The organism is Streptacidiphilus sp. P02-A3a (assembly GCF_014084105.1).
Classification (GTDB): Bacteria; Actinomycetota; Actinomycetes; order Streptomycetales; family Streptomycetaceae; genus Streptacidiphilus.
The window spans coordinates 5,509,219-5,527,417 of the sequence record NZ_CP048289.1 but is presented as its reverse complement, the minus strand read 5'-3'; the positions used below and the strand labels follow the sequence as shown (position 1 = coordinate 5,527,417).

General features: G+C 73.6%; 20 protein-coding genes. 8 read left to right on the top strand and 12 right to left on the bottom strand.

From position 1 onward, the window contains the following. Positions 1-554: 554 nt before the first annotated feature. Together GXP74_RS23660 and GXP74_RS23655 are read right to left on the bottom strand one after the other, a co-directional pair. A complete protein-coding gene (locus GXP74_RS23660) occupies positions 555-1,223 on the bottom strand; it encodes a class F sortase (protein ID WP_225448136.1) in 669 nt (222 codons plus the stop codon). Positions 1,224-1,311: 88 nt separating this feature from the next. Next, a complete protein-coding gene (locus GXP74_RS23655; RefSeq protein WP_182453252.1) occupies positions 1,312-2,307 on the bottom strand; it encodes a hypothetical protein in 996 nt (331 codons plus the stop codon). Positions 2,308-2,628: 321 nt separating this feature from the next. Between GXP74_RS23655 and GXP74_RS23650 the strand changes: the two genes are divergently transcribed. Then, complete coding sequence (locus GXP74_RS23650) at positions 2,629-2,817, top strand: Rmf/CrpP family protein (RefSeq protein ID WP_182453251.1); 189 nt, start codon at positions 2,629-2,631, stop codon at positions 2,815-2,817. 509 nt (positions 2,818-3,326) lie between these two features. On the opposite strand, the gene GXP74_RS23645 is transcribed toward GXP74_RS23650, so the two are convergent. The 6 genes from GXP74_RS23645 to GXP74_RS23625 all read right to left on the bottom strand — a co-directional run bounded on the left by GXP74_RS23645 (position 3,327) and on the right by GXP74_RS23625 (position 7,130). Then, complete coding sequence (locus GXP74_RS23645) at positions 3,327-3,542, bottom strand: serine protease inhibitor (protein WP_182453250.1); 216 nt, start codon at positions 3,540-3,542, stop codon at positions 3,327-3,329. A 47-nt stretch (positions 3,543-3,589) separates the two neighbouring features. Further along, positions 3,590-3,856 (bottom strand): hypothetical protein, encoded by a 267-nt coding sequence (locus GXP74_RS23640; protein WP_182453249.1) that lies wholly within the window; start codon positions 3,854-3,856, stop codon positions 3,590-3,592. Between the two features lie 269 nt (positions 3,857-4,125). After that, entirely contained in the window at positions 4,126-4,248 is a 123-nt protein-coding gene (locus GXP74_RS41630) for a hypothetical protein (protein WP_255528147.1), read from the bottom strand. Positions 4,249-4,458: 210 nt separating this feature from the next. Continuing rightward, on the bottom strand, positions 4,459-5,175 hold the full coding sequence (locus GXP74_RS23635; protein ID WP_182453248.1) for an HNH endonuclease family protein: 717 nt from the start codon (positions 5,173-5,175) through the stop codon (positions 4,459-4,461). A gap of 72 nt (positions 5,176-5,247) precedes the next feature. Then, complete coding sequence (locus tag GXP74_RS23630; protein ID WP_182453247.1) at positions 5,248-5,571, bottom strand: hypothetical protein; 324 nt, start codon at positions 5,569-5,571, stop codon at positions 5,248-5,250. A gap of 125 nt (positions 5,572-5,696) precedes the next feature. Beyond that, on the bottom strand, positions 5,697-7,130 hold the full coding sequence (locus tag GXP74_RS23625; protein WP_182453246.1) for a glucose-6-phosphate dehydrogenase: 1,434 nt from the start codon (positions 7,128-7,130) through the stop codon (positions 5,697-5,699). Between the two features lie 180 nt (positions 7,131-7,310). Here GXP74_RS23625 and GXP74_RS23620 point away from each other — a divergent pair, with 180 nt between their 5' ends. Then, entirely contained in the window at positions 7,311-7,628 is a 318-nt protein-coding gene (locus GXP74_RS23620) for a DUF5808 domain-containing protein (protein WP_225448135.1), read from the top strand. Positions 7,629-7,706: 78 nt separating this feature from the next. Here the strand turns inward: GXP74_RS23620 and GXP74_RS41625 are convergent, their stop codons facing one another. The 4 genes from GXP74_RS41625 to GXP74_RS23605 form a co-directional block, all read right to left on the bottom strand. After that, complete coding sequence (locus GXP74_RS41625; RefSeq protein WP_255528146.1) at positions 7,707-7,832, bottom strand: hypothetical protein; 126 nt, start codon at positions 7,830-7,832, stop codon at positions 7,707-7,709. Next, entirely contained in the window at positions 7,829-8,362 is a 534-nt protein-coding gene (locus GXP74_RS23615; RefSeq protein WP_182453245.1) for an acyl-CoA thioesterase, read from the bottom strand. Before GXP74_RS23615 ends, GXP74_RS41625 begins: the two co-directional genes overlap by 4 nt. Before the next feature lie 531 nt (positions 8,363-8,893). Further along, entirely contained in the window at positions 8,894-9,046 is a 153-nt protein-coding gene (locus tag GXP74_RS23610; RefSeq protein WP_182453244.1) for a hypothetical protein, read from the bottom strand. Between the two features lie 408 nt (positions 9,047-9,454). Beyond that, a complete protein-coding gene (locus tag GXP74_RS23605) occupies positions 9,455-9,676 on the bottom strand; it encodes a hypothetical protein (RefSeq protein WP_182453243.1) in 222 nt (73 codons plus the stop codon). 121 nt (positions 9,677-9,797) lie between these two features. On the opposite strand from GXP74_RS23605, the gene nadE reads away from it, so the two are divergent. From nadE to GXP74_RS23575, 6 genes are all read left to right on the top strand, one after another. Then, positions 9,798-10,640, top strand: coding sequence for an ammonia-dependent NAD(+) synthetase (gene nadE / locus GXP74_RS23600; protein WP_182453242.1), 843 nt, complete (start codon positions 9,798-9,800; stop codon positions 10,638-10,640). Between the two features lie 148 nt (positions 10,641-10,788). Continuing rightward, the gene (locus tag GXP74_RS23595; protein ID WP_182453241.1) at positions 10,789-12,537 is read left to right on the top strand and encodes an acyclic terpene utilization AtuA family protein; all 1,749 of its coding nucleotides are present in this window, start codon (positions 10,789-10,791) and stop codon (positions 12,535-12,537) included. After that, positions 12,534-14,132, top strand: coding sequence for an acyl-CoA carboxylase subunit beta (locus GXP74_RS23590; RefSeq protein ID WP_182453240.1), 1,599 nt, complete (start codon positions 12,534-12,536; stop codon positions 14,130-14,132). The genes GXP74_RS23595 and GXP74_RS23590 overlap by 4 nt, the downstream gene beginning before the upstream one ends. Further along, positions 14,129-16,270, top strand: coding sequence for a biotin carboxylase N-terminal domain-containing protein (locus tag GXP74_RS23585; protein ID WP_182453239.1), 2,142 nt, complete (start codon positions 14,129-14,131; stop codon positions 16,268-16,270). The genes GXP74_RS23590 and GXP74_RS23585 overlap by 4 nt, the downstream gene beginning before the upstream one ends. A 27-nt stretch (positions 16,271-16,297) precedes the next feature. Continuing rightward, entirely contained in the window at positions 16,298-17,458 is a 1,161-nt protein-coding gene (locus GXP74_RS23580) for an acyl-CoA dehydrogenase family protein (RefSeq protein ID WP_182453238.1), read from the top strand. A gap of 59 nt (positions 17,459-17,517) precedes the next feature. Then, positions 17,518-18,162, top strand: coding sequence for a TetR/AcrR family transcriptional regulator (locus GXP74_RS23575; RefSeq protein ID WP_182453237.1), 645 nt, complete (start codon positions 17,518-17,520; stop codon positions 18,160-18,162). Positions 18,163-18,199: the final 37 nt, after the last annotated feature.

The following is an 18,199-nucleotide window of genomic DNA, read 5'->3' as shown; positions in this document are numbered from 1 at the left end:
GGAGCGGTCACCTTGGGGGCACGGGGCACTCCGCTTTGGTTAGTGCCAGGAGGTGGACGAAGCGGCGGGAAGGCGCCGCTGCATCCGGTGACCGGCTCATTGTTAGCTGGCGTGTCGGCGCAGGCCAAGAGCATCAGATACTAGGCAGCTTCGTAGTCGAACGGAGTTCGCCCGATCCGGTCTACAACCGTTCCCGGAGCCCTCGGGAGGCTTCCCGGCAGCCCGTCGGGACGCCGGTGGGCGCCGCCGGAACCGCTCCGGGGACCAGCAATCGCGGGAGGCGGGCGCCGCCGCGCGGACGGTCGGCCGGGACCGTCCGGCTGATCCGGGCCAGGCGGGCCGGGAGGGGTGTGAGTGGAGCGTAAGGATCAACTATGAGCGGTCGTACTGCCCGGAAGCCGTGTGGCGACCGTCACAGGGGGCAAAGGCGAAATGCCCGTTTCGGTCCTGTTTTCGAGGGGTAAGACCGGCCTGGCTTCTGCGTCCTGACCTCTGAAACCGGCCCGGATCCGGGCGCTGGGCGGCGATCGGACGGGCGAAACCGGCGGTCGGCCCTACTTCTTGCCGGTCAGATGCGCGTAGACGACCACATTGCCCAGGTAGCCGGTGGACTGCGTGTAGCCGCCGCCGCAGGTGATCAGGCGCAGCTCGGGACGGTTGGTCGGACCGTAGACCTTCTGCGAGGGGAAGTCGTCCTTGGCGTAGACGGCGATGGCGTCCACCGAGAAGACCGCGGTGCTGTGGTCGCGCCGGGTCACGTCGACCGCCTGGCCCTTGTGCAGCGCGCCCAGATTGTAGAAGACCGCAGGGCCCTGCCAGGTGTCGACGTGGCCCAGCATGATCGCGTTCCCGGCACTGCCCGGGGCCGGGCCGTCCTGGAACCACCCGGCCAGGTTCCGGTCGGTGTCCGAGGGGACGGACAGCCGCCGGTCCGGCCCCAGCCGCTCCCCGGTCACCGGCGCGTCGACGCCGATCGAGGGGATCCGGATCCGTACCGGCGCCGAGGCGGGCATGGCCGCCGCCTGCGCCGCGGCGGAGGGCCCCGCGCTCCCGGAGGGCACCGCGGAGGCGGTGGCCGGTACGGCGTCCCAGGCCGAGGGCTGCGGCGGGGCCGAGGTCCGCAGGCCGTCGTGCAGCATCCAGGCCCCGGCGCAGGCGGCGAAGGCGGTGGTGGCCAGCAGCGCGGCCGTGGTGCGGCGACGCGAACGGAGCTCCTCGGCCACGAGGCACCCTCCCGTTGATTGTGTGGGCCTTTGTAGTCTTATAGACCATTTGCTCCCCTATAAAGGGGACGCCACTCCGTCGGTCCGGCTACGGATGGGCGGGCTCCCCTGCGGTCGCGGCCTCCGGTTCGGGACGCTCGTCCGGCGCGCAGGACTCGGACCGGTCGCAGCGGGAGCGGAGCGACGCCGAGCAGCCGCCGTGGCCGGGCCGGTCCGCCGCCGGGACCGCCCCCGGGCGGTCCGGGTGGTCCGGCAGGGTGACCGGGGCGGACAGCATCACGTCGCAGCGGCCTGCCTCGCCCGCCAGGACCGGCCAGGTGTTGAGGTTGTCGCAGTCGGCGGCGGCGCTCCGGGCCCATTCCGGCGGGTCGGCCAGGGAGAGGAACGCGCCCTCGCTGAGACCGAGCATCAGGTGGGTCGCGACCAGCGAGTGCGGCAGCGCCGAGGCCCGCTCGGCGTCCTGGTGCGACGGCGCCCAGCCGCTGCCGTTGCCGATCTCGGCGGTGAGCCGCCGCAGCGGGCGCTGCCCGGGGAGGTCGGCGGCGGCGATCCGGATCACGCCCCGGACCTCCTCGCGCCGACGGACGATCCGGCCGACCAGGCGCCCGGCGGCGTCGTACAGTGCCTCGGTCTCCTCGTGCTCCGGGCAGCCGAAGGGCAGCTCCCGGCCGTCGCTGCTGAGCTCGGAGACCTTCAGGGCCAGCTGGATCCGCTCCTCGACACCCTCGTCCCAGCCGGTGAGCAGCCGGTCGGCGAGGCGCAGCGAGGGGGTGTCCCGGTAGACCCCGTCCGGGCCGGTCCGCTGCACGGTGCAGCGCTGGGTGTGCAGGAACCGCAGCTCGGCCAGCAGGGTGGCGTCCGGTCCCGGCTCCAGCAGGCACTCGGTCCGCTGGACGGTGTGCTCGCCGCTGCGCGCGCCCCAGGCCGGGGGCACCAGCAGCCCGGCCAGCCGACCGGGCCTGCCCCCGGGCGCCTGGGCACGGTACGGGTAGAGCTGGCAGCCGGAGTAGAGGACGGCCTCGGCGATCCGCCGGACCCCGGCGAACCGGGCCTCGATCTCCGGGGTGAGCGCGGACGTGGTCATCGAACCGTCCTCTCGCGGGCGGGCGGCCCCTCGCCTCCCGCGTGTCACCCCTCAGCCTGCGATGCGACCGCCCTGGAGGGGACATCGGACACGGCCGAACCGGTGACTTTCGCTACGAACCCGGCACCCGCCGCCACCGGCCCGGAAAACCGACACCCACCCGAGCGGCTGCGGCACCACGCACCTCGCGAGCGAGGACCTCGATGCTCTCGTCGCTCTCGTCGCTCTCGTCGCTCTCCTCGCTCTCCTCCGTGGTGCCCGTCGGAGCAGGCTCCGGTCGGCAGCGCGGCTAGGCTTGGGCCATTCGGTCCGGTGGAAGGGGTGAGCGCGGTGGTGGTGCGGGGCGAGCTGGTGGCGGCACTCAAGGCGGGACGCGAGGCGCACGAGTTCGGCGCGGTCGCGGCCGACTGCCCGTACCCGGCGGGCGATCCCCGGCACGCGGCCTGGCTGCGCGGTCTCGCGGCGGCCCGCGAGCAGGCCGCCGCGCCGGGGGACGCCGGAGACGCCTGAGCCCGAACCACGCCCGGCCGTGGACAGGGGTCACCCTTCGGAACCACGCTCACGGAAGCCGCCGACCAGGACGCGGACACCGGGGCCGGTGCCCGCGCCGCCCGATCGGGACGCGGGGTCAGCGCGGCGAGGCGTCCTTGCTCGGTCAAGACGGTGCGGACCGGTTCGGCGAACTCCCCGGCGGTCCCGGTCGGTGTCCCGCCGCGGACCTGGTGGCAGTGGGCCCAGTACCCCGTCGGCGCCGGACTGCCGGTTCTGGGCCCACGCGCGGCTGTGTACGCATCCCGGCCCGAGACGGGGTGTCCGTCAGGCGCTGGGGGCGTTCATCGGCCCGATCTTCCTCGCCGTCGGCAGCCGGATGAGCTCAGGGGTGATCGCCGACCGCATCCGTTTCGGCGGTCCCGCTCCTGCTGGTCTGCCTCGGCCTGGTGGCACGGTCGTCGGGGTGGTGACGCCGGCCACAGCACGGGGCGGAGCTCGGTGTCGGCGGCGTGGGAGGGCGCTGGTGGTCAGCCGATGCGGGGCGTCCGCGACACCAGCCGTGACTCCTCGTCGAACCACAGCCACACCCGGTCCGTCCGGTAGTCCGCCGTGACGGCATGCGTACTCGGGACCGGGCGGACCACGAGGTCCGGTCGATCACCGTTGATCTTCAGGGCCGCTTCGTCGACGTCGGCGCCGACGAGGTCGGGCCACTCGGTCCTGCCGTTCTCGGAATTGGTCATCCCCGCACTCTACGGGCGGATCAACTCCTGGAGGGGCCCCGCCGATGTCAGTTCTCGCGCACGGCCTCGCCGGCGTGGATTCCTTGCATGGCGATGCTGAACGAGCGCACCCCGGCGAGGGGTATCCCGGTGACCGCGTACGGTTCGATCTCCGGGTCGGGCACGGTGCCGCGCGGGTCGATGTACAGGACCCCGTCGGCGACCGCGAGGCGGCCGGTGGTGATCACGTCGAGGTCGCTGGTGCCGTCGGGGTCGGGCACGAGGGCCTCGCGGAGGCGGACATCGCGGATCGGATGCCAAACAAGGGCTGTCATGGGAATCGTCTTGCCGCGATCCGGCCGGACATGCCTGCACGACATCGGGAACCGGCGCCTAACGCCCCCGAGCCGTCAACCACACGAGGCCCGCGGTCGCGAGGAGCACCGCGGCCCACAGGGCGGCGGTTATCACGCCGGTGGCGGGCCGGGCGGTGGTGTGGCGGTCGGTGCGCGTGGATGCCATGGGCATGCGGCTACCCCGTTGATCAACAGCTATGCCGGCTGTCCCGAGGGCACGTCGGACGATGTCGGTGGCCTGGCTCGACTCAACCGGCGCCGAGGAGGAGCGCGATCCCGGCGATGCCCGCGATCGAGAGCCAGGAGGTGATGGCGAGGACCGCGCTGATCCACGCGGGCTGGTCAACGGGGTGTGCGAAGTGGCGGGTCATGGTGGTCGCCTGCCCGCGCTGGGCGAGCGCATGCGGGGTTGACGGTACCCCCGGGTGAGGACGAGGCCACCAGCGGGCCCTGAACTGGCTCAAATCCCGTTACCGGGAGCCGCGGCGCGGGCACGGCGCCCCCACGGCGGCCCGGTGACCAGCCGCAGGCCGCTCCTGCACACCTCGCTCTTGCGCGAACGGACCGGCGCCCCGGCGCGGCTATTCGGTGGGCACGCCCTGGCCGGGGCATCCGGTCAGGACCTTGCGCATCGCGGTCCGCTCCGCCGGGGTGACCCACAGGTGGTACTTGGCCTTCACCGCGATCTGCCGCGCCACGTAGGCGCAGTCGTCGCCGGTGTCCGGAGGCAGCCACTGGGACGCGTCGTCGTCGCCCTTGGCCTCGTTGGTCGGACCGTCGACGGCCAGCAGCTCCAGCGGGTCCTCTGCCAGGTCCATACGCCGCACGGAGGTCAGTTGGGCCGCCCCGGCACCCCAGGCGTCGGCGAGCGGGACCACGTGGTCTATCTCGACCGCGTCGGAGCGCGGCCCGCGCACGAAGTGGATCACCTTGCCGGTGTAGGGGTCGTGCAGCGTGCCGGAGGCCACCGTGCAGTGGCCCGACCGGTAGCTGACGCCGGTCAGGTCCCGGGCCAGGATGTCGTCACGGGTATCGCAGCCGTTGTGGCCGTCCGGGTCGCTGGTGTCGTCGCTCCACGCCGGACCGAACGCGGTACGCGTGTAGCCGGTCAACGGCCCCCGCGCCCGCACCTGGAGGCCGTCCAGCGCCTGGATCGCGGACCCGGGCGCGGTGTCGCGGGCCGGGGCCGGCGCGGATCGCTGCCCGGCCGGGCCCGGGGCGGTCGTGACGCCATGACACCCGGTCAACGAGGCCCCGGCGAGTACGACGACGACGGCGGCCAGACTGATTCTCCTCATCCACGGCCCCTACCCGCCCGACGGCCCGGCAGGCGGGCCGCCGGGCCGGTTCGTGCGGGTGGGGCGGGCCGTTCAGGGTTCGCTGGGCGGGGTGATGGTGGCCAGCACGCGGTGGTCGTGGTCGTGCAGTTCGAGGCGGGCCGGCGGGGTGGTGCCGTTGAGGGTGTAGTGCTCGCGGATGCGGGTGAGGACGTGGGGCAGGGCTGCTTCGGTGTCGCTGGAGACCGGGCCGTTCTGCAGCCAGTGCAGGGTCAGGGTCCAGTCCTGGTGGGGGTCGGTGGTGGCGGAGGGGGCGGTCTCGGCGGTGACGGCGACGTACTCCAGGGCGCCGATGATCGCGTTCATGTCGTCCGGGTCGATGTGTCCGGGGTCTTCCTCGATGCGGGCTTCGGTCATACCGCGCGTATGCCCCGTCACAGGACGCTCAGTTGCCGCACCGGCCCCACAGATCCGGGTTCCCCGCCCCGCAGGCGAGCGGAGCGGGGAACCCGGCGGGAACGGTCAGCTGTGCGGGGTCCTGGTCAGGTGTTCGGGGTCGGGGGCGTCGGGTCGGTCCAGGGCTGCTGCCAGGACGGGTGGCCCTGGACGAGGGCGGCCGCGGCCGCCGGTCCCCAGCTGCCTCGCGGGTAGGGGAGGACCGCCGGGGGCCGGTCCAGCAGCGGCTGCAGGATCCGCCAGGTCTCCTCGACCGAGTCCTCCCGGGTGAACAGCGCGTGGTCGCCGCTGAGCGCGTCGTGCAGCAGCCGCTCGTAGGGGGTGGGCGGCTTGCCCAGCTCGGCTGTGAACGGCAGGTCCAGGTGCACCTCCTGGGTGCCGGTGCCGCCGTCCGCCTTCTTCGACAGCAGCGTCAGCCGCAGTCCCGCGTCCGGGTCGATCCGCAGCACCGCCTGGTTGGGCGTGCCCCGGTGGGTCCGGCCGTCGGCGGCGAAACCGGGCGGCTGCTTGAACACCACGCGCACCTCGGTGACCCGCTCGCCGAGCGCCTTCCCGGCCCGCACGAAGAACGGCACCCCGGCCCAGCGGCTGTTGTCCACCGCCAGCCGCAGCGCCACGTAGGTCTCGGTCCGCGAGCCCGCCCCCACGCCCGCGACGTCCTGGTAGCCCTCGTACTGGCCGCGGACGCAGTGGGCGGGGTCGGCGTCGGCCACGCGGCGGAAGAACCTGATCCGCTCGTCCCACAGCGCGGCCGCGTCGCCCGCCGGGCCCGGGGGCTCCATCGCGATCAGCGCGATGACTTGCAGCAGGTGGTTCTGCACCACGTCGCGCAGCGCGCCGACCGCGTCGTAGAACCCGCCCCGGCCCTCCACGCCGAAGTCCTCGGCCATGGTGACCTGGACGGCGGCCACGTGGTCGCGGTTCCACACCGGCTCCAGCAGGGTGTTGGCGAACCGCAGGAAGCCGATGTCCAGCACCGGCTGCTTGCCCAGGAAGTGGTCGATCCGCAGGATCTGCTCCTCGTCCAGGACCCGGTGCAGCTCCTGGTTCAGCTCCCGGGCCGAGGCCGTGTCGTGGCCGAAGGGCTTCTCGATCATCACCCGGGCGCCGGAGGTGAGCCCGGCCTGGCCGAGCGCGGCCACCACCGGCGCGAACAGCGACGGCGGGATCTCCAGGTAGAACAGCGGCCGCGAGCAGCCCTTCAGCCGCTCCGCCAGCCGCTGGTAGGTGGCCGGATCGGTGAAGTCGCCGCGCAGGTAGCCGGTCCGGTTCTGGAGCCGGTCCAGCGCCTCCTCGTCCACCGGCCCTTCCTCCTCGCCCGTGGCGCGGGCGGCCTCGTCGATCGCGTCGCGCAGCCGCTCCTGCGACCAGTCGTCCACGGCGACGCCGACGACCGGGCAGTTCAGCCGACCCGCGGCCTCCAGCAGGTACAGCGAACGGAGCGTCATCTTGCGCGCCAGGTCCCCGGTGATCCCGAAGACCACCAGGGCGTCCGCCTCCGGTGCCGCTGAATCGTTCATGCCGGGCTCGCCTCCGTTGGATGGGATTCGCCCGGTCGCCTGCCCTGCGGGCCCCGCCGGAAACGGAGGCCCCCGGCGCCGGGGGAGCCGCGGGCGAGTGGACGTCTCCGCTCCGGGTAGGAGGCCCGCCGCGGTCGTCGCGGCTCGGCCGCGCCGGAGCAGCAGCAGGAGAGGGGCACCATGTCGAAGAACACGCTGGTCCTGGCGGCCGTCTGCGGGTGGGCAGCGCTCGCGGTGGTCAAGGAGGCGAGGCAGCCGAAGGAGGACCGCACCGGGCGCGGACGGGTGCTGGGGCTCCCGTACGACTTCCGCAAGCCCGCCGCGGACCGGGTCAGGAGGGAGTACTGGGACCCCGACAACGACTCCCTGCTGACCCCGCACGCGTTCGGTGTCGGCTACGGAGTGAACCTGGCGCGCGTGGTCCGCCCGGCCCGCGACGCCGTGGCGGCGGTCCGCGCACGTCGGCGCGGCCCGGACGGCGGCTGGCGGCAGCGCTGACGGCGCCGGGGCGCGCGGGCGTACGCGCGCCCCGCCGGGGTCAGCCGGTGGGGGCGGCGGTGTTGCCGTGACGCCGGGTCAGTTCCCGGACGGCGCCGAGCAGCGCCCGCGCAGGGCCCGCAGTCCGGCGGCCTCCTGCGGGCGCAGCGGACGTACCGTCACCGTCGCCCCGCCGCGCAGGACGCAGTCCCGCTCGACGTTCACCGTACGTCCCCGGTGCAGGTCGAGCGACGCGCGCGGGCGGGCGCCTCGGCGAGCTGGTCCAGCTCCCGGGACAGCTCGGCCCGCCTGGCCCGCCAGGCCGCGATGTCCCGGTCGCGGTCGCTCTCCTGCCGGTTCGAGGGCCGCAGCGGCGGGACCGGCCGGGGCTTGCCCTGCTCGTCGACCGCGACGAAGACCAGGCGCGCGACGGACACCGAACGACTGCGCCCACCCTCGTGCGGGGACGCCGTCACGGTAACCGCGACGTCCATCGAGCTGCGCCCGACCCAGTCCACCCGCGCCGTGGCCAGGACCACGTCGCCGAGGCGGGTCGAGTCCAGGAACCGCAGCTCGCTCACCGCGACCGTGCGGACCTCGCCCTCGCAGTAGGCGGAGGAGCAGATGCCCCCCACCCGGTCGATGAGTTCCAGGACGACCCGCCCGTGCCCCACGCCGTAGTGGCTGAGCTGCGCGTAGTCGATTACCTGTGACAGTTGGGCCTCGGCCGGGGGGCCGTCCTTGGGGGCAGTCATCGTTCACTCCTCCTGCCGGATCGCGTGGGCGTCGAGTGGGTCAAAGCGCCTGTGGTCCTCGTCGGCCTGCCACACCCTCGATGGGATTCGGAGCCCCCGTCAGCCGCGCTGCACAGCTCTCCTGCCCGATCGGCCCCTACCCGGTTTGTATGCGACCATGCTTTCTGTCACCTGATGACTACGGATGGTGGCGGAAGTCCGCGACACCTGCGCGACGGTGAGCGCCCGTTGGGGGCTCCACCGTCAGGACCGGTACTTCACGCGCCCTGTGGCGTGAGGGGCCGACGGTGTAGTTCGTGCTCCGCGCCGGTCACCTGACCGCCCAGTCCGCGCATCAGCGTGTTCGAAGCCGTGTTGTCGGCATCGACCTCGGCGGTCACCACGCTGGAGCCGCGCGCGTGCAACGCGGCGAACGCAGGGCCAGCCGGTCCGCTTCCGCCGCGTCGACCGTCCACCCGGTGCCCGTCCCAGGCCAGCCGACGCACCTGCGGGAGAACCCCGCCGCGCGGTCCGCGCGGTGTGGCCGCCCGCTCAGGACTCGATGACGTAGAACCCCAGCACCGTGATGGCGGCCATCAGCAGCAGCGAGAGGACGCAGCCGCGTCCTTCCTGGTCGTGCTTGTCGACGGTGACGATGCGCACGAGGCAGGCGATGATGGCGAGCACGGCGAGGAATTGACCCATGGCGGCCGACTACCCGGCATGCGCCGCCTTACGCCGGACACGCGGGCGCCCTCACCGACGGGGGGACGGCGAGGGCTTGGTCCAGCATGCGCGATCGAGGCGCGGCGCGGGAGCGGTTCGGCGGAAGTTCACCCGTGAGCGTCCGCCCGAACCGGTCACACACCGCCCCTGGTTCACCGTTTCCCGGCAACGAGGGGTATCCCGAGCAGGCAGCCGATGGCGATCAGCCGCCCCAGGAGGGTGCTCACCTGCTCGGCCGCATGATGCACCCGCCAGAACCGAGTGCGGCGGCGGGAGGAACGGGCGGGGCTGTCGCAGGTCATGATCGGCGGATACCCCCTCGGCGCGCATTCACGATCAGCCGATCATCCCCACGGCGCAGGCGGCCGGTGCCGGAGTGTTGCGGGTCTACCTGCTGAGGCCGTTGCGGCGGTCCTGGGCGCGCATCAGCTCGACGACGGCTCGGGCTGTGCGGGCCGTCGCCTGCTCCCACCGGTCCACGATCCACTCGACCCGCCTGCTGGTCCGGGCCGATCGGGGATGGGTGACCACGTGGTCGTGCCAGGCCAGGAGGACGGCGACGGCGGCAGCGGCGACGGCAATCATGAGCAGGACGATGACTTCGAACACGAGCGCTCCCGGACGCGGCGATGCGGACTCCGGCCGTATACCCACGTAGCGGGGATGAAACGGCACCGGCGGGATTGGGCCCGGATTCCCGTGCCCCGTTTCCGGCCAGTAGAGTACCCGGATGGCGAACCTACGGAAGCAAATCATCGCTGACCTCGGCGTTGAGCCGACCATCGTGGCTGCGGTCGAGATCCGGAAACGGGTCGACTTCCTCAAGGACTATCTGCGGGCGACCCCGGCCAAGGGCTTCGTGCTCGGGATCAGCGGCGGCCAGGACAGCACGCTGGCGGGCCGGCTGTCCCAGCTGGCGGCCGAGGAACTGCGGGCCGAGGGGCACCAGGCCACCTTCGTCGCGGTGCGGCTGCCCTACGGCGTCCAGGCGGACGAGCACGACGCACAGATCTCGTTGGAGTTCATCCGGCCCGACCGGGCGGTCACGGTGAACGTCAAGCCGGGTGCGGACGCGGTCGCCGCCGAGACCGCGCGTGGGCTCGGGGAGCTGCTGGGCGACACGTCCCAGCTGCGGGACTTCGTCCGCGGCAACCTCAAGGCCCGCGAGCGGATGGTGATCTGGTACGCGATCGCCGGGCAGCTGAACCTGCTGGCCGTCGGCACCGACCATGCCGCGGAGGCGGTGACCGGGTTCTTCACCAAGTTCGGCGACGGCGGCGCCGACGTCACCCCGCTGACCGGTCTGACCAAGCGCCAGGGAGCGGCCCTGCTCGCGGAGCTGGGCGCACCGGCGAGCACCTGGCAGAAGGTCCCGACCGCCGACCTGGAGGACGACCGGCCCGCGCTGCCCGACGAGGTGGCGCTCGGCCTGACGTACACCCAGATCGACGACTACCTGGAAGGCCGCGACGTCGCGCCGGAGGTGGCGGACCGGCTGGAGTCGATCTACCTGGCCACCCGGCACAAGCGGACGGTCCCGGTCACCCCGTTGGACGACTGGTGGCGGAACTGACCGCGGTGTAGCCGCCGCCCGACCCGATGCCCCGGCGGGTGACCGGGGCGACGCGGCGGCAGGGCGCAGCCGTTGTCCGGGGAAGCTGTTGATGTAAAAACAAGCGATCATGATTGCTTTTTTCAGGGGTGCGTGGCACGGTGGGGCGATGACCGATCCTGATCCGATCGCCCGTTCGGCCGCTGCGTCCCCTGATGCCGCGCGGGTGGCCCCGCTGCGGGTGGGGAACGCCTCCGGGTTCTACGGGGACCGGTTCTCCGCGCTGCGGGAGCTGCTGGACGGCGGCGGGCTCGACGTGCTGACCGGGGACTACCTGGCCGAGCTGACCATGCTGATCCTGGGCCGGGACCGGCTGCGGGACTCCGGCGGCGGCTATGCCAAAACCTTTCTGCGGCAGTTGGAGTCCACCCTGGGCCCGGCGCTGGAGCGCGGGGTGAAGATCGTCAGCAATGCCGGCGGGCTGAACCCGGCCGGGCTGGCCCGGGCGATCCGGGAGCTGGCCCAGCGGCTCGGGCTGACGGTCGCGGTCGCCCACGTCGAGGGTGACGAACTGCTGCCGCGCGCGGCCGAGCTGGGGCTCGGCAGCCCGCTCACCGCCAACGCCTATCTGGGCGGCTGGGGCATCGCCGCCTGCCTGGAGGCCGGTGCCGACGTGGTGGTCACCGGCCGGACCACCGACGCCTCACTGGTGCTCGGCCCGGCCGCGGCCCACTTCGGCTGGGGCCGGGAGGACTACGACGCGCTGGCCGGGGCGGTGGTCGCCGGGCACGTGATCGAGTGCGGCGCCCAGGCGACCGGCGGCAACTACTCCTTCTTCACCGAGATCCCCGACCTGCGCCGCCCCGGCTTCCCGATCGCCGAGGTGTACGCCGACGGCAGCAGCGTGATCACCAAGCACCCGGGCACCGGCGGCGCGGTGACCCGCGGCACGGTCACCGCCCAGCTGCTCTACGAGATCGGCGGCGCGCGCTACCCGGGCCCCGACGTCACCGCCCGCTTCGACACGGTCGAGCTCGCGGACACCGGTCCCGACCGGGTCCGGATCAGCGGGGTGCGCGGCGAGGCGCCGCCGCCCGCGCTCAAGGTCGGCCGCACCTCGGTCGGCGGCTACCGCAACCAGGTGGAGTTCGTGCTCACCGGCCTGGACATCGCGGCCAAGGCGGCGCTGGCCCGGGAGCAACTGGAGTACAGCGGCGTGCTCGACGGCGTGGAGACCGCCTGGACGCTGGTCCGCACCGACCGCGCCGACGCCGACCGGGAGGAGGAGGCCAGCGCGCTGCTGCGGTGCGTGGTGCGCGGCGGCGACCGGGAGCGGCTCGGCCGCGCCTTCACCGGCGCGGCGGTGGAACTGGCCCTGGCCGGGTACCCCGGCTTCCATCTCACCGCCCCGCCCGGCGACGCCGCCCCGTACGGGGTTTTCGAGGCCGCCTTCGTGGACGCCGGGCTGGTCGAGCACACGGCGGTGCTGGCCGACGGCCGCCGGATCGCGGTCCCGCCCGCGAAGGATCCGCTGCCCTCGGCCGACGCCGGTCCGCCGGTGCTGCCGCCGCCGCTTCCGGCCGGGCCGGTGCGCCGGGCGCCGCTGGGGGCCGTGCTCGGCGCCCGCAGCGGCGACAAGGGCGGCGCGGTCAACGTCGGCGTGTGGGCCAGGACCGAGGACGCCTGGCGCTGGCTGGCGCACACGCTCACGGTCGAGGAGTTCCGGCGGCTGCTGCCGGAGACCGCCGGACTGCCGGTGACCCGGCACCCGCTGCCCAACCTGCGGGCGCTGAACTTCGTGGTGGACGGCCTGCTCGGGGCCGGGGTGGCCGCGAACGTGCGGTTCGACCCGCAGGGCAAGGCGGTCGGCGAGTGGCTGCGCTCGCGCTGGACCGAGATACCGGAGGTACTGCTGTGACCGTGCTGAGGTCCGTGCTGGACCCGGGTTCGCCCGAGTACCTGCGCAACCGGGAGGCGACGCTGGAGCGGCTGGCCGAGCTGGACGCCGAGCACGCCAAGGCGCTCGCCGGGGGCGGCGCCAAGTACCGCGACCGGCACCACGCGCGCGGCAAGCTGCTGCCGCGCGAGCGGATCGAACTGCTGGTCGACCAGGACTCGGCGTTCCTGGAACTGTCCACCCTCGCCGCCTGGGGCAGCGACTTCCCGGTCGGGGCCGGGCTGGTCACCGGCATCGGGGTGGTCGCCGGGGTGGAGTGCCTGGTCACCGCGAACGACCCGACGGTGCGCGGCGGCGCGAGCAACCCGTGGACGCTGCAGAAGGCCTTCCGCGCGGCCGAGATCGCGGCGGAGAACCGGCTGCCGACGGTCAGCCTGGTCGAGTCCGGCGGCGCGGACCTGCCCACCCAGAAGGAGATCTTCGTCCCCGGCGGCCGGATGTTCCGCGACCTGACCCGGGCCTCGGCGGCCGGAGTGCCGACCATCGCGCTGGTATTCGGAAACTCGACCGCCGGTGGGGCGTACGTCCCCGGGATGTCCGACCACGTGGTGATGGTCAAGGAGCGGGCCAAGGTGTTCCTGGCGGGCCCGCCGCTGGTGAAGATGGCCACCGGCGAGGAGTCCGACGACGAGTCGCTGGGCGGGGCCGAGATGCACGCCCGCACCTCCGGCCTGGCCGACCACATGGCCGCCGACGAGCTGGACGCGCTGCGGATCGGCCGGGGCATCGTCGCCCGGCTCAACTGGCGCAAGGCCGGGCCGCCGCCCGCCGCCGAGGTGCTGCCGCCGCGCCACGACGAGGAGGAGCTGGCCGGGATCGTCCCGACCGACCTCAAGATCCCGTTCGACCCGCGCGAGGTGATCGCCCGGATCGTGGACGACTCCGACTTCGACGAGTTCAAGCCCTTGTACGGGGCCAGCCTGGTCACCGGTTGGGCCCGGCTGCACGGCTACCCGGTCGGCGTGCTGGCCAACGCCCGCGGGGTGCTCTTCAGCCAGGAGGCGCAGAAGGCAGCGCAGTTCATCCAGCTGGCCAACCAGGCGGACACGCCGCTGCTGTTCCTGCAGAACACCACCGGCTACATGGTCGGCCGGGAGTTCGAGCAGGGCGGCATCATCAAGCACGGCGCGATGATGATCAACGCGGTGTCGAACTCGAAGGTCCCGCACCTGACGGTGGTGCTCGGCGCCTCCTACGGCGCGGGCAACTACGGCATGTGCGGGCGGGCCTACGGGCCCAGGTTCCTGTTCTCCTGGCCGGGCGCCAAGTCGGCGGTGATGGGCCCGGCGCAGCTGGCCGGGGTGGTCTCGATCGTCTCCCGGCAGGCCGCGCGGGCGCGCGGCGAGGAGTACGACGAGGCCCAGGACGCGCTGACGCGCGCCGCCGTCGAGCAGCAGATCGAGAGCGAGTCGCTGGCCCCGGCGATGTCGGGGCGGCTGTACGACGACGGGGTGATCGACCCGCGCGACACCCGCACCGTCCTCGGGCTCGCGCTGTCCGCCGTCCACTCCGCGCCCGTCAGGGGCGCCACCGGATACGGGGTGTTCCGCACATGAGTGCCGTCGAGTCGTCCGTGGCGCGTGAATCCGCGACCCGTGAATCCGGGGAGCATGAATCCGGGGCCCAGGAGCGGGAGCTGGGTCCGGCGCGGCCGATCGGCTCGGTGCTGGTCGCCAACCGGGGCGAGATCGCCCGGCGGGTGTTCCGCAGCGCGCGGGAGCTGGGCCTGGCGACGGTGGCGGTGTTCTCCGACGCCGACGAGGACGCGCCGCACGTGGTCGAGGCCGACGCGGCCGTGCGGCTGCCCGGCACCGCGCCCGGCGACACCTACCTCCGGGCCGACCTGCTGATCGAGGCCGCGCGGCGGGCGGGCGCGGACGCGGTGCACCCCGGCTACGGCTTCCTGTCGGAGAACGCCGCCTTCGCCCGGGCGGTGGTCGCCGCCGGACTGGTGTGGATCGGGCCGCCGCCGCGGGCCGTCGAGTCCATGGGCAGCAAGATCGAGGCCAAGCGGCTGATGGCCGCCGCCGGAGTCCCGGTACTGGCCGAGGCCGACCCGGACGCGCTCACCGAGGCGGACCTGCCGGTCCTGGTCAAGGCGTCGGCGGGCGGCGGCGGGCGCGGCATGCGGGTGGTGCGCACCCTCGCCGAGCTGCCCGGGGAGCTGGCGGCGGCGCGGGCGGAGGCAGCGTCCGCGTTCGGCGACCCGACCGTCTTCTGTGAGCCCTACCTGCCCACCGGACACCACATAGAGGTGCAGCTGCTCGCCGACCGGCACGGCACGGTCTGGGCGGTCGGCGAACGCGAGTGCTCGATCCAGCGGCGGCACCAGAAGGTGCTCGAAGAGGCGCCCTCGCCGCTGGTGGAGCGGCTGCCGCAGATGCGCGAGGCGCTGTTCGAGGCGTCCCGGCGGGCGGCCAGGGCGGTCGGCTACGTCGGCGCGGGCACCGTCGAGTTCCTGGCCGACGACTCCGGGCGGTTCTTCTTCCTGGAGATGAACACCCGGCTCCAGGTGGAGCACCCGGTCACCGAGTGCACCACCGGTCTCGACCTGGTCCGCTGGCAGCTGCGGATCGCCGAGGGCGCCCGGCTGCCCGCCGAGCCGCCCGCCCGCGACGGCTACGCGATCGAGGCGCGGCTGTACGCGGAGGACCCGGCGGCGGGCTGGCAGCCGCAGAGCGGGCCGCTGCACCGGTTCCGGCTGCCGGGCGTCGCCGCCGAGTTCGCGAACCCCGGCGGCGGCGCCGGGATCAGGCTGGACTCCGGCGTCACCGACGGCAGCGAGGTGGGCATCCACTACGACCCGATGCTGGCCAAGGTCATCGGCTGCGGGCCGAGCCGGGCCGAGGCCGCCGCGGTCCTGGCCCGCGCCCTGGCCCGGGCCGAACTCCACGGCCCGACCACCAACCGGGACCTGCTGGTCCGGGTGCTGCGGCACCCGGCGTTCCTGGCCGGGGAGACCGACACCGCCTTCTTCGACCGGCACGGCCTGGACGGCCTCGCCCGCCCGCTCGCCGAGGCCGACACCCGGCGCCTGTCCGCGCTGGCGGCGGCGCTGGCCGAGGCCGACACCCGGCGCGCGGCGGCACCGGTGCAGCGCGGACTGCCGTCCGGCTGGCGCAACATCCCCTCGCAGGCGCAGCGCACCAGGTACCTCGAAGCGGAGGTCGGCTACCGGCACACCCGGGGTGGCCTGGTCGCGGAGGTGTCCGCCGACGGGTCCGGCGACGGGTCCGGCGAGGCCTTCGGCGAGGCCTTCGGCGAGGCCTTCGGCGAGGCCTTCGGCGAGGTCGGACTGGTCGACGCCGGGCCGGAGCGGGTGGTGCTGGACGTCGGCGGCGTGCGCCGAGCCTTCGCCGTGGCCTGCTACGGGCGGCGGGTGTACGTCGACTCGCCGCTGGGCCCGGTGACCCTGACCGCCGTGGACCGGTTCCCGGACCCGGTGGCACAGACCGCCCCCGGGTCACTGCTCGCGCCGATGCCGGGCACGGTGGTGCGGTTGGCGGTGGAGGCGGGCCAGCGGGTGACGGCCGGTCAGCCGCTGCTCTGGCTGGAGGCGATGAAGATGCAGCACCGGATCGACGCCCCGGCGGACGGGGTGCTGACCGAACTCCTGGTCGAGGTCGGGCGGCAGGTGGACGCCGGGGCGGTCCTCGGCGTCGTGCTCACCGATCAGACATCTGACCCGAGTTAGACCGCTGATGACCGTGAGGAGCCGCACGTGAACTTCACCGAGACCGAGGAACAACGCGATCTACGGGCCGCCGTGGCTCAGTTGGCCGGGCGCTACGGCTTCGGTTACGCCAGCGCGCGGGCCCGCCGCCGCGAACCGCTGCGCGAACTGTGGCTGGAGGCAGGCAAACTGGGCTTCATCGGGGTCAACCTGCCGGAGGAGTACGGCGGCGGTGGCTGCGGCATGTACGAACTGTCGATCGTGCAGGAGGAGTTGAGCGCCGCCGGTTGCGGACTGTTGCTGCTGGTGGTCTCGCCCGCGATCTGCGGCACGGTGATCGCGCGCTTCGGCACCCCGGAGCAGAAGCAGCGCTGGCTGCCCGGAATCGCCGACGGCTCCGCCATCATGGCGTTCGGCATCACCGAGTCCGAGGCCGGGTCCAACGCGCACCGGATCAGCACCACCGCCCGCCGGGACGGCGGCGACTGGCTGCTCAACGGCAGCAAGGTGTTCATCTCCGGCGTCGACCAGGCCGACCACGTGCTGATCGTCAGCCGCACCGAGGACACCCGCACCGGTCGGCTCAAACCGGTGCTCTTCGCCGTGCCGACCGACGCCCCTGGCTTCACCCACCGGCAGATCGAGATGGACGTGGTGATGCCGGACCGGCAGTTCGGCCTCTTCCTGGACGATGTGCGGCTGCCCGCCGAGGCCCTGATCGGCGAGGAGGACGCGGCGCTCGGCCAGCTCTTCGCCGGGCTCAACCCGGAGCGGATCATGGCGTCCGCGCTCGCGGTGGGCATGGGCCGCTTCGCGCTCGGCCGCGCCGTCGACTACGCCAAGCAGCGCAGCGTCTTCGGCGGCGTGCCGATCGCCAGCCACCAGGGCATCGCCCACCCGCTGGCCCAGATCAAGATCGAGCTGGAACTCGCCCGGCTGATGATGCAGAAGGCGGCCGGGCTCTACGACTCCGGCGACGACATGGGCGCGGCCGAGGCAGCCAACATGGCCAAGTACGCCGCCGCCGAGGCCAGCATCCGGGCGGTGGACCAGGCGCTGCAGACCCTCGGCGGCAACGGGCTGGCCACCGAGTACGGGCTGGCCTCGCTGCTGGCCGCGGCCAGGGTGGCCCGGATAGCCCCGGTCAGCCGGGAGATGGTGCTGAACTTCGTCGCCCAGTCCAGCCTGGGCATGCCGAAGTCGTACTGAGATGGCCACCGCAGCGGCCACGTCCTGGTGGGGTGATCATGGGGCGCCATAATGGGGTCATGACCAGCAGCGACACCCCCGAGCGCCCGCCGGCCGCGACCCGGCGCGCCCCGCAACAGGACCGCAGCCGGGCCACCCGGCAGCGGCTGCTGGACGCGGCCGTCGAATGCCTGGTCGAGTACGGCTGGACGGGGACCACGGTGACCGTGGTCGCCCAGCGCGCCGGGGTCTCCCGGGGCGCCGCGCAGCACCACTTCCCCACCCGCGAGGCGCTGACCACCGCCGCCGTGGCGCATGTCACCGAGGTGCGGGCGGCGGACATCCAGCGCGAGCTGGACGCGCTCCCGGAGGGGGAGCTGCGCACCGAGGCGGTGGTCGAACTGATCGTCAACTGGTTCATCGGCGTGCCGTTCCGCGCCGCCCTGGAACTGTGGGTGGCCGCCTCCGCCGACCCGCAGCTGCGCGAGCTGGTCGCGCCGCTGGAGGCCCGCACCGGGCGCCGGGTGCACCAGGCGGCGGTGGAGCTGCTCGGTGTGGACGAGTCGGCGCCCGGTGTCCGCGAGACCATCCAGGCGACCCTGGACATGGCCCGCGGCCTGGGCCTGGCCAACCTGCTGAGCGACGACAGCCGCCGCCGACGCGGCATCGTCCGGCAGTGGGCCCGGGTGCTGGACACCGTGCTGACGCGTGAGCCGCCGGACTGAACCGGCCCGCTGTCGGACCGGGCGCCACGGCCCGGTC

Excerpts from the sequence above, each read along its gene's own strand:
- GXP74_RS23595 (WP_182453241.1), top strand. The coding sequence starts at position 10,789 with ATGACCGATCCTGATCCGATCGCCCGTTCGGCCGCTGCGTCCCCTGAT.
- GXP74_RS23620 (WP_225448135.1), top strand. The coding sequence starts at position 7,311 with ATGTCGAAGAACACGCTGGTCCTGGCGGCCGTCTGCGGGTGGGCAGCG.
- GXP74_RS23610 (WP_182453244.1), bottom strand. The coding sequence starts at position 9,046 with ATGGGTCAATTCCTCGCCGTGCTCGCCATCATCGCCTGCCTCGTGCGC.
- GXP74_RS23645 (WP_182453250.1), bottom strand. The coding sequence starts at position 3,542 with ATGACCAATTCCGAGAACGGCAGGACCGAGTGGCCCGACCTCGTCGGC.
- GXP74_RS23630 (WP_182453247.1), bottom strand. The coding sequence starts at position 5,571 with ATGACCGAAGCCCGCATCGAGGAAGACCCCGGACACATCGACCCGGAC.
- GXP74_RS23585 (WP_182453239.1), top strand. The coding sequence starts at position 14,129 with ATGAGTGCCGTCGAGTCGTCCGTGGCGCGTGAATCCGCGACCCGTGAA.
- GXP74_RS41630 (WP_255528147.1), bottom strand. The coding sequence starts at position 4,248 with ATGACCCGCCACTTCGCACACCCCGTTGACCAGCCCGCGTGGATCAGC.
- GXP74_RS23615 (WP_182453245.1), bottom strand. The coding sequence starts at position 8,362 with ATGACTGCCCCCAAGGACGGCCCCCCGGCCGAGGCCCAACTGTCACAG.
- GXP74_RS23635 (WP_182453248.1), bottom strand. The coding sequence starts at position 5,175 with ATGAGGAGAATCAGTCTGGCCGCCGTCGTCGTCGTACTCGCCGGGGCC.
- GXP74_RS23655 (WP_182453252.1), bottom strand. The coding sequence starts at position 2,307 with ATGACCACGTCCGCGCTCACCCCGGAGATCGAGGCCCGGTTCGCCGGG.
- nadE (WP_182453242.1), top strand. The coding sequence starts at position 9,798 with ATGGCGAACCTACGGAAGCAAATCATCGCTGACCTCGGCGTTGAGCCG.
- GXP74_RS23640 (WP_182453249.1), bottom strand. The coding sequence starts at position 3,856 with ATGACAGCCCTTGTTTGGCATCCGATCCGCGATGTCCGCCTCCGCGAG.
- GXP74_RS23575 (WP_182453237.1), top strand. The coding sequence starts at position 17,518 with ATGACCAGCAGCGACACCCCCGAGCGCCCGCCGGCCGCGACCCGGCGC.
- GXP74_RS23625 (WP_182453246.1), bottom strand. The coding sequence starts at position 7,130 with ATGAACGATTCAGCGGCACCGGAGGCGGACGCCCTGGTGGTCTTCGGG.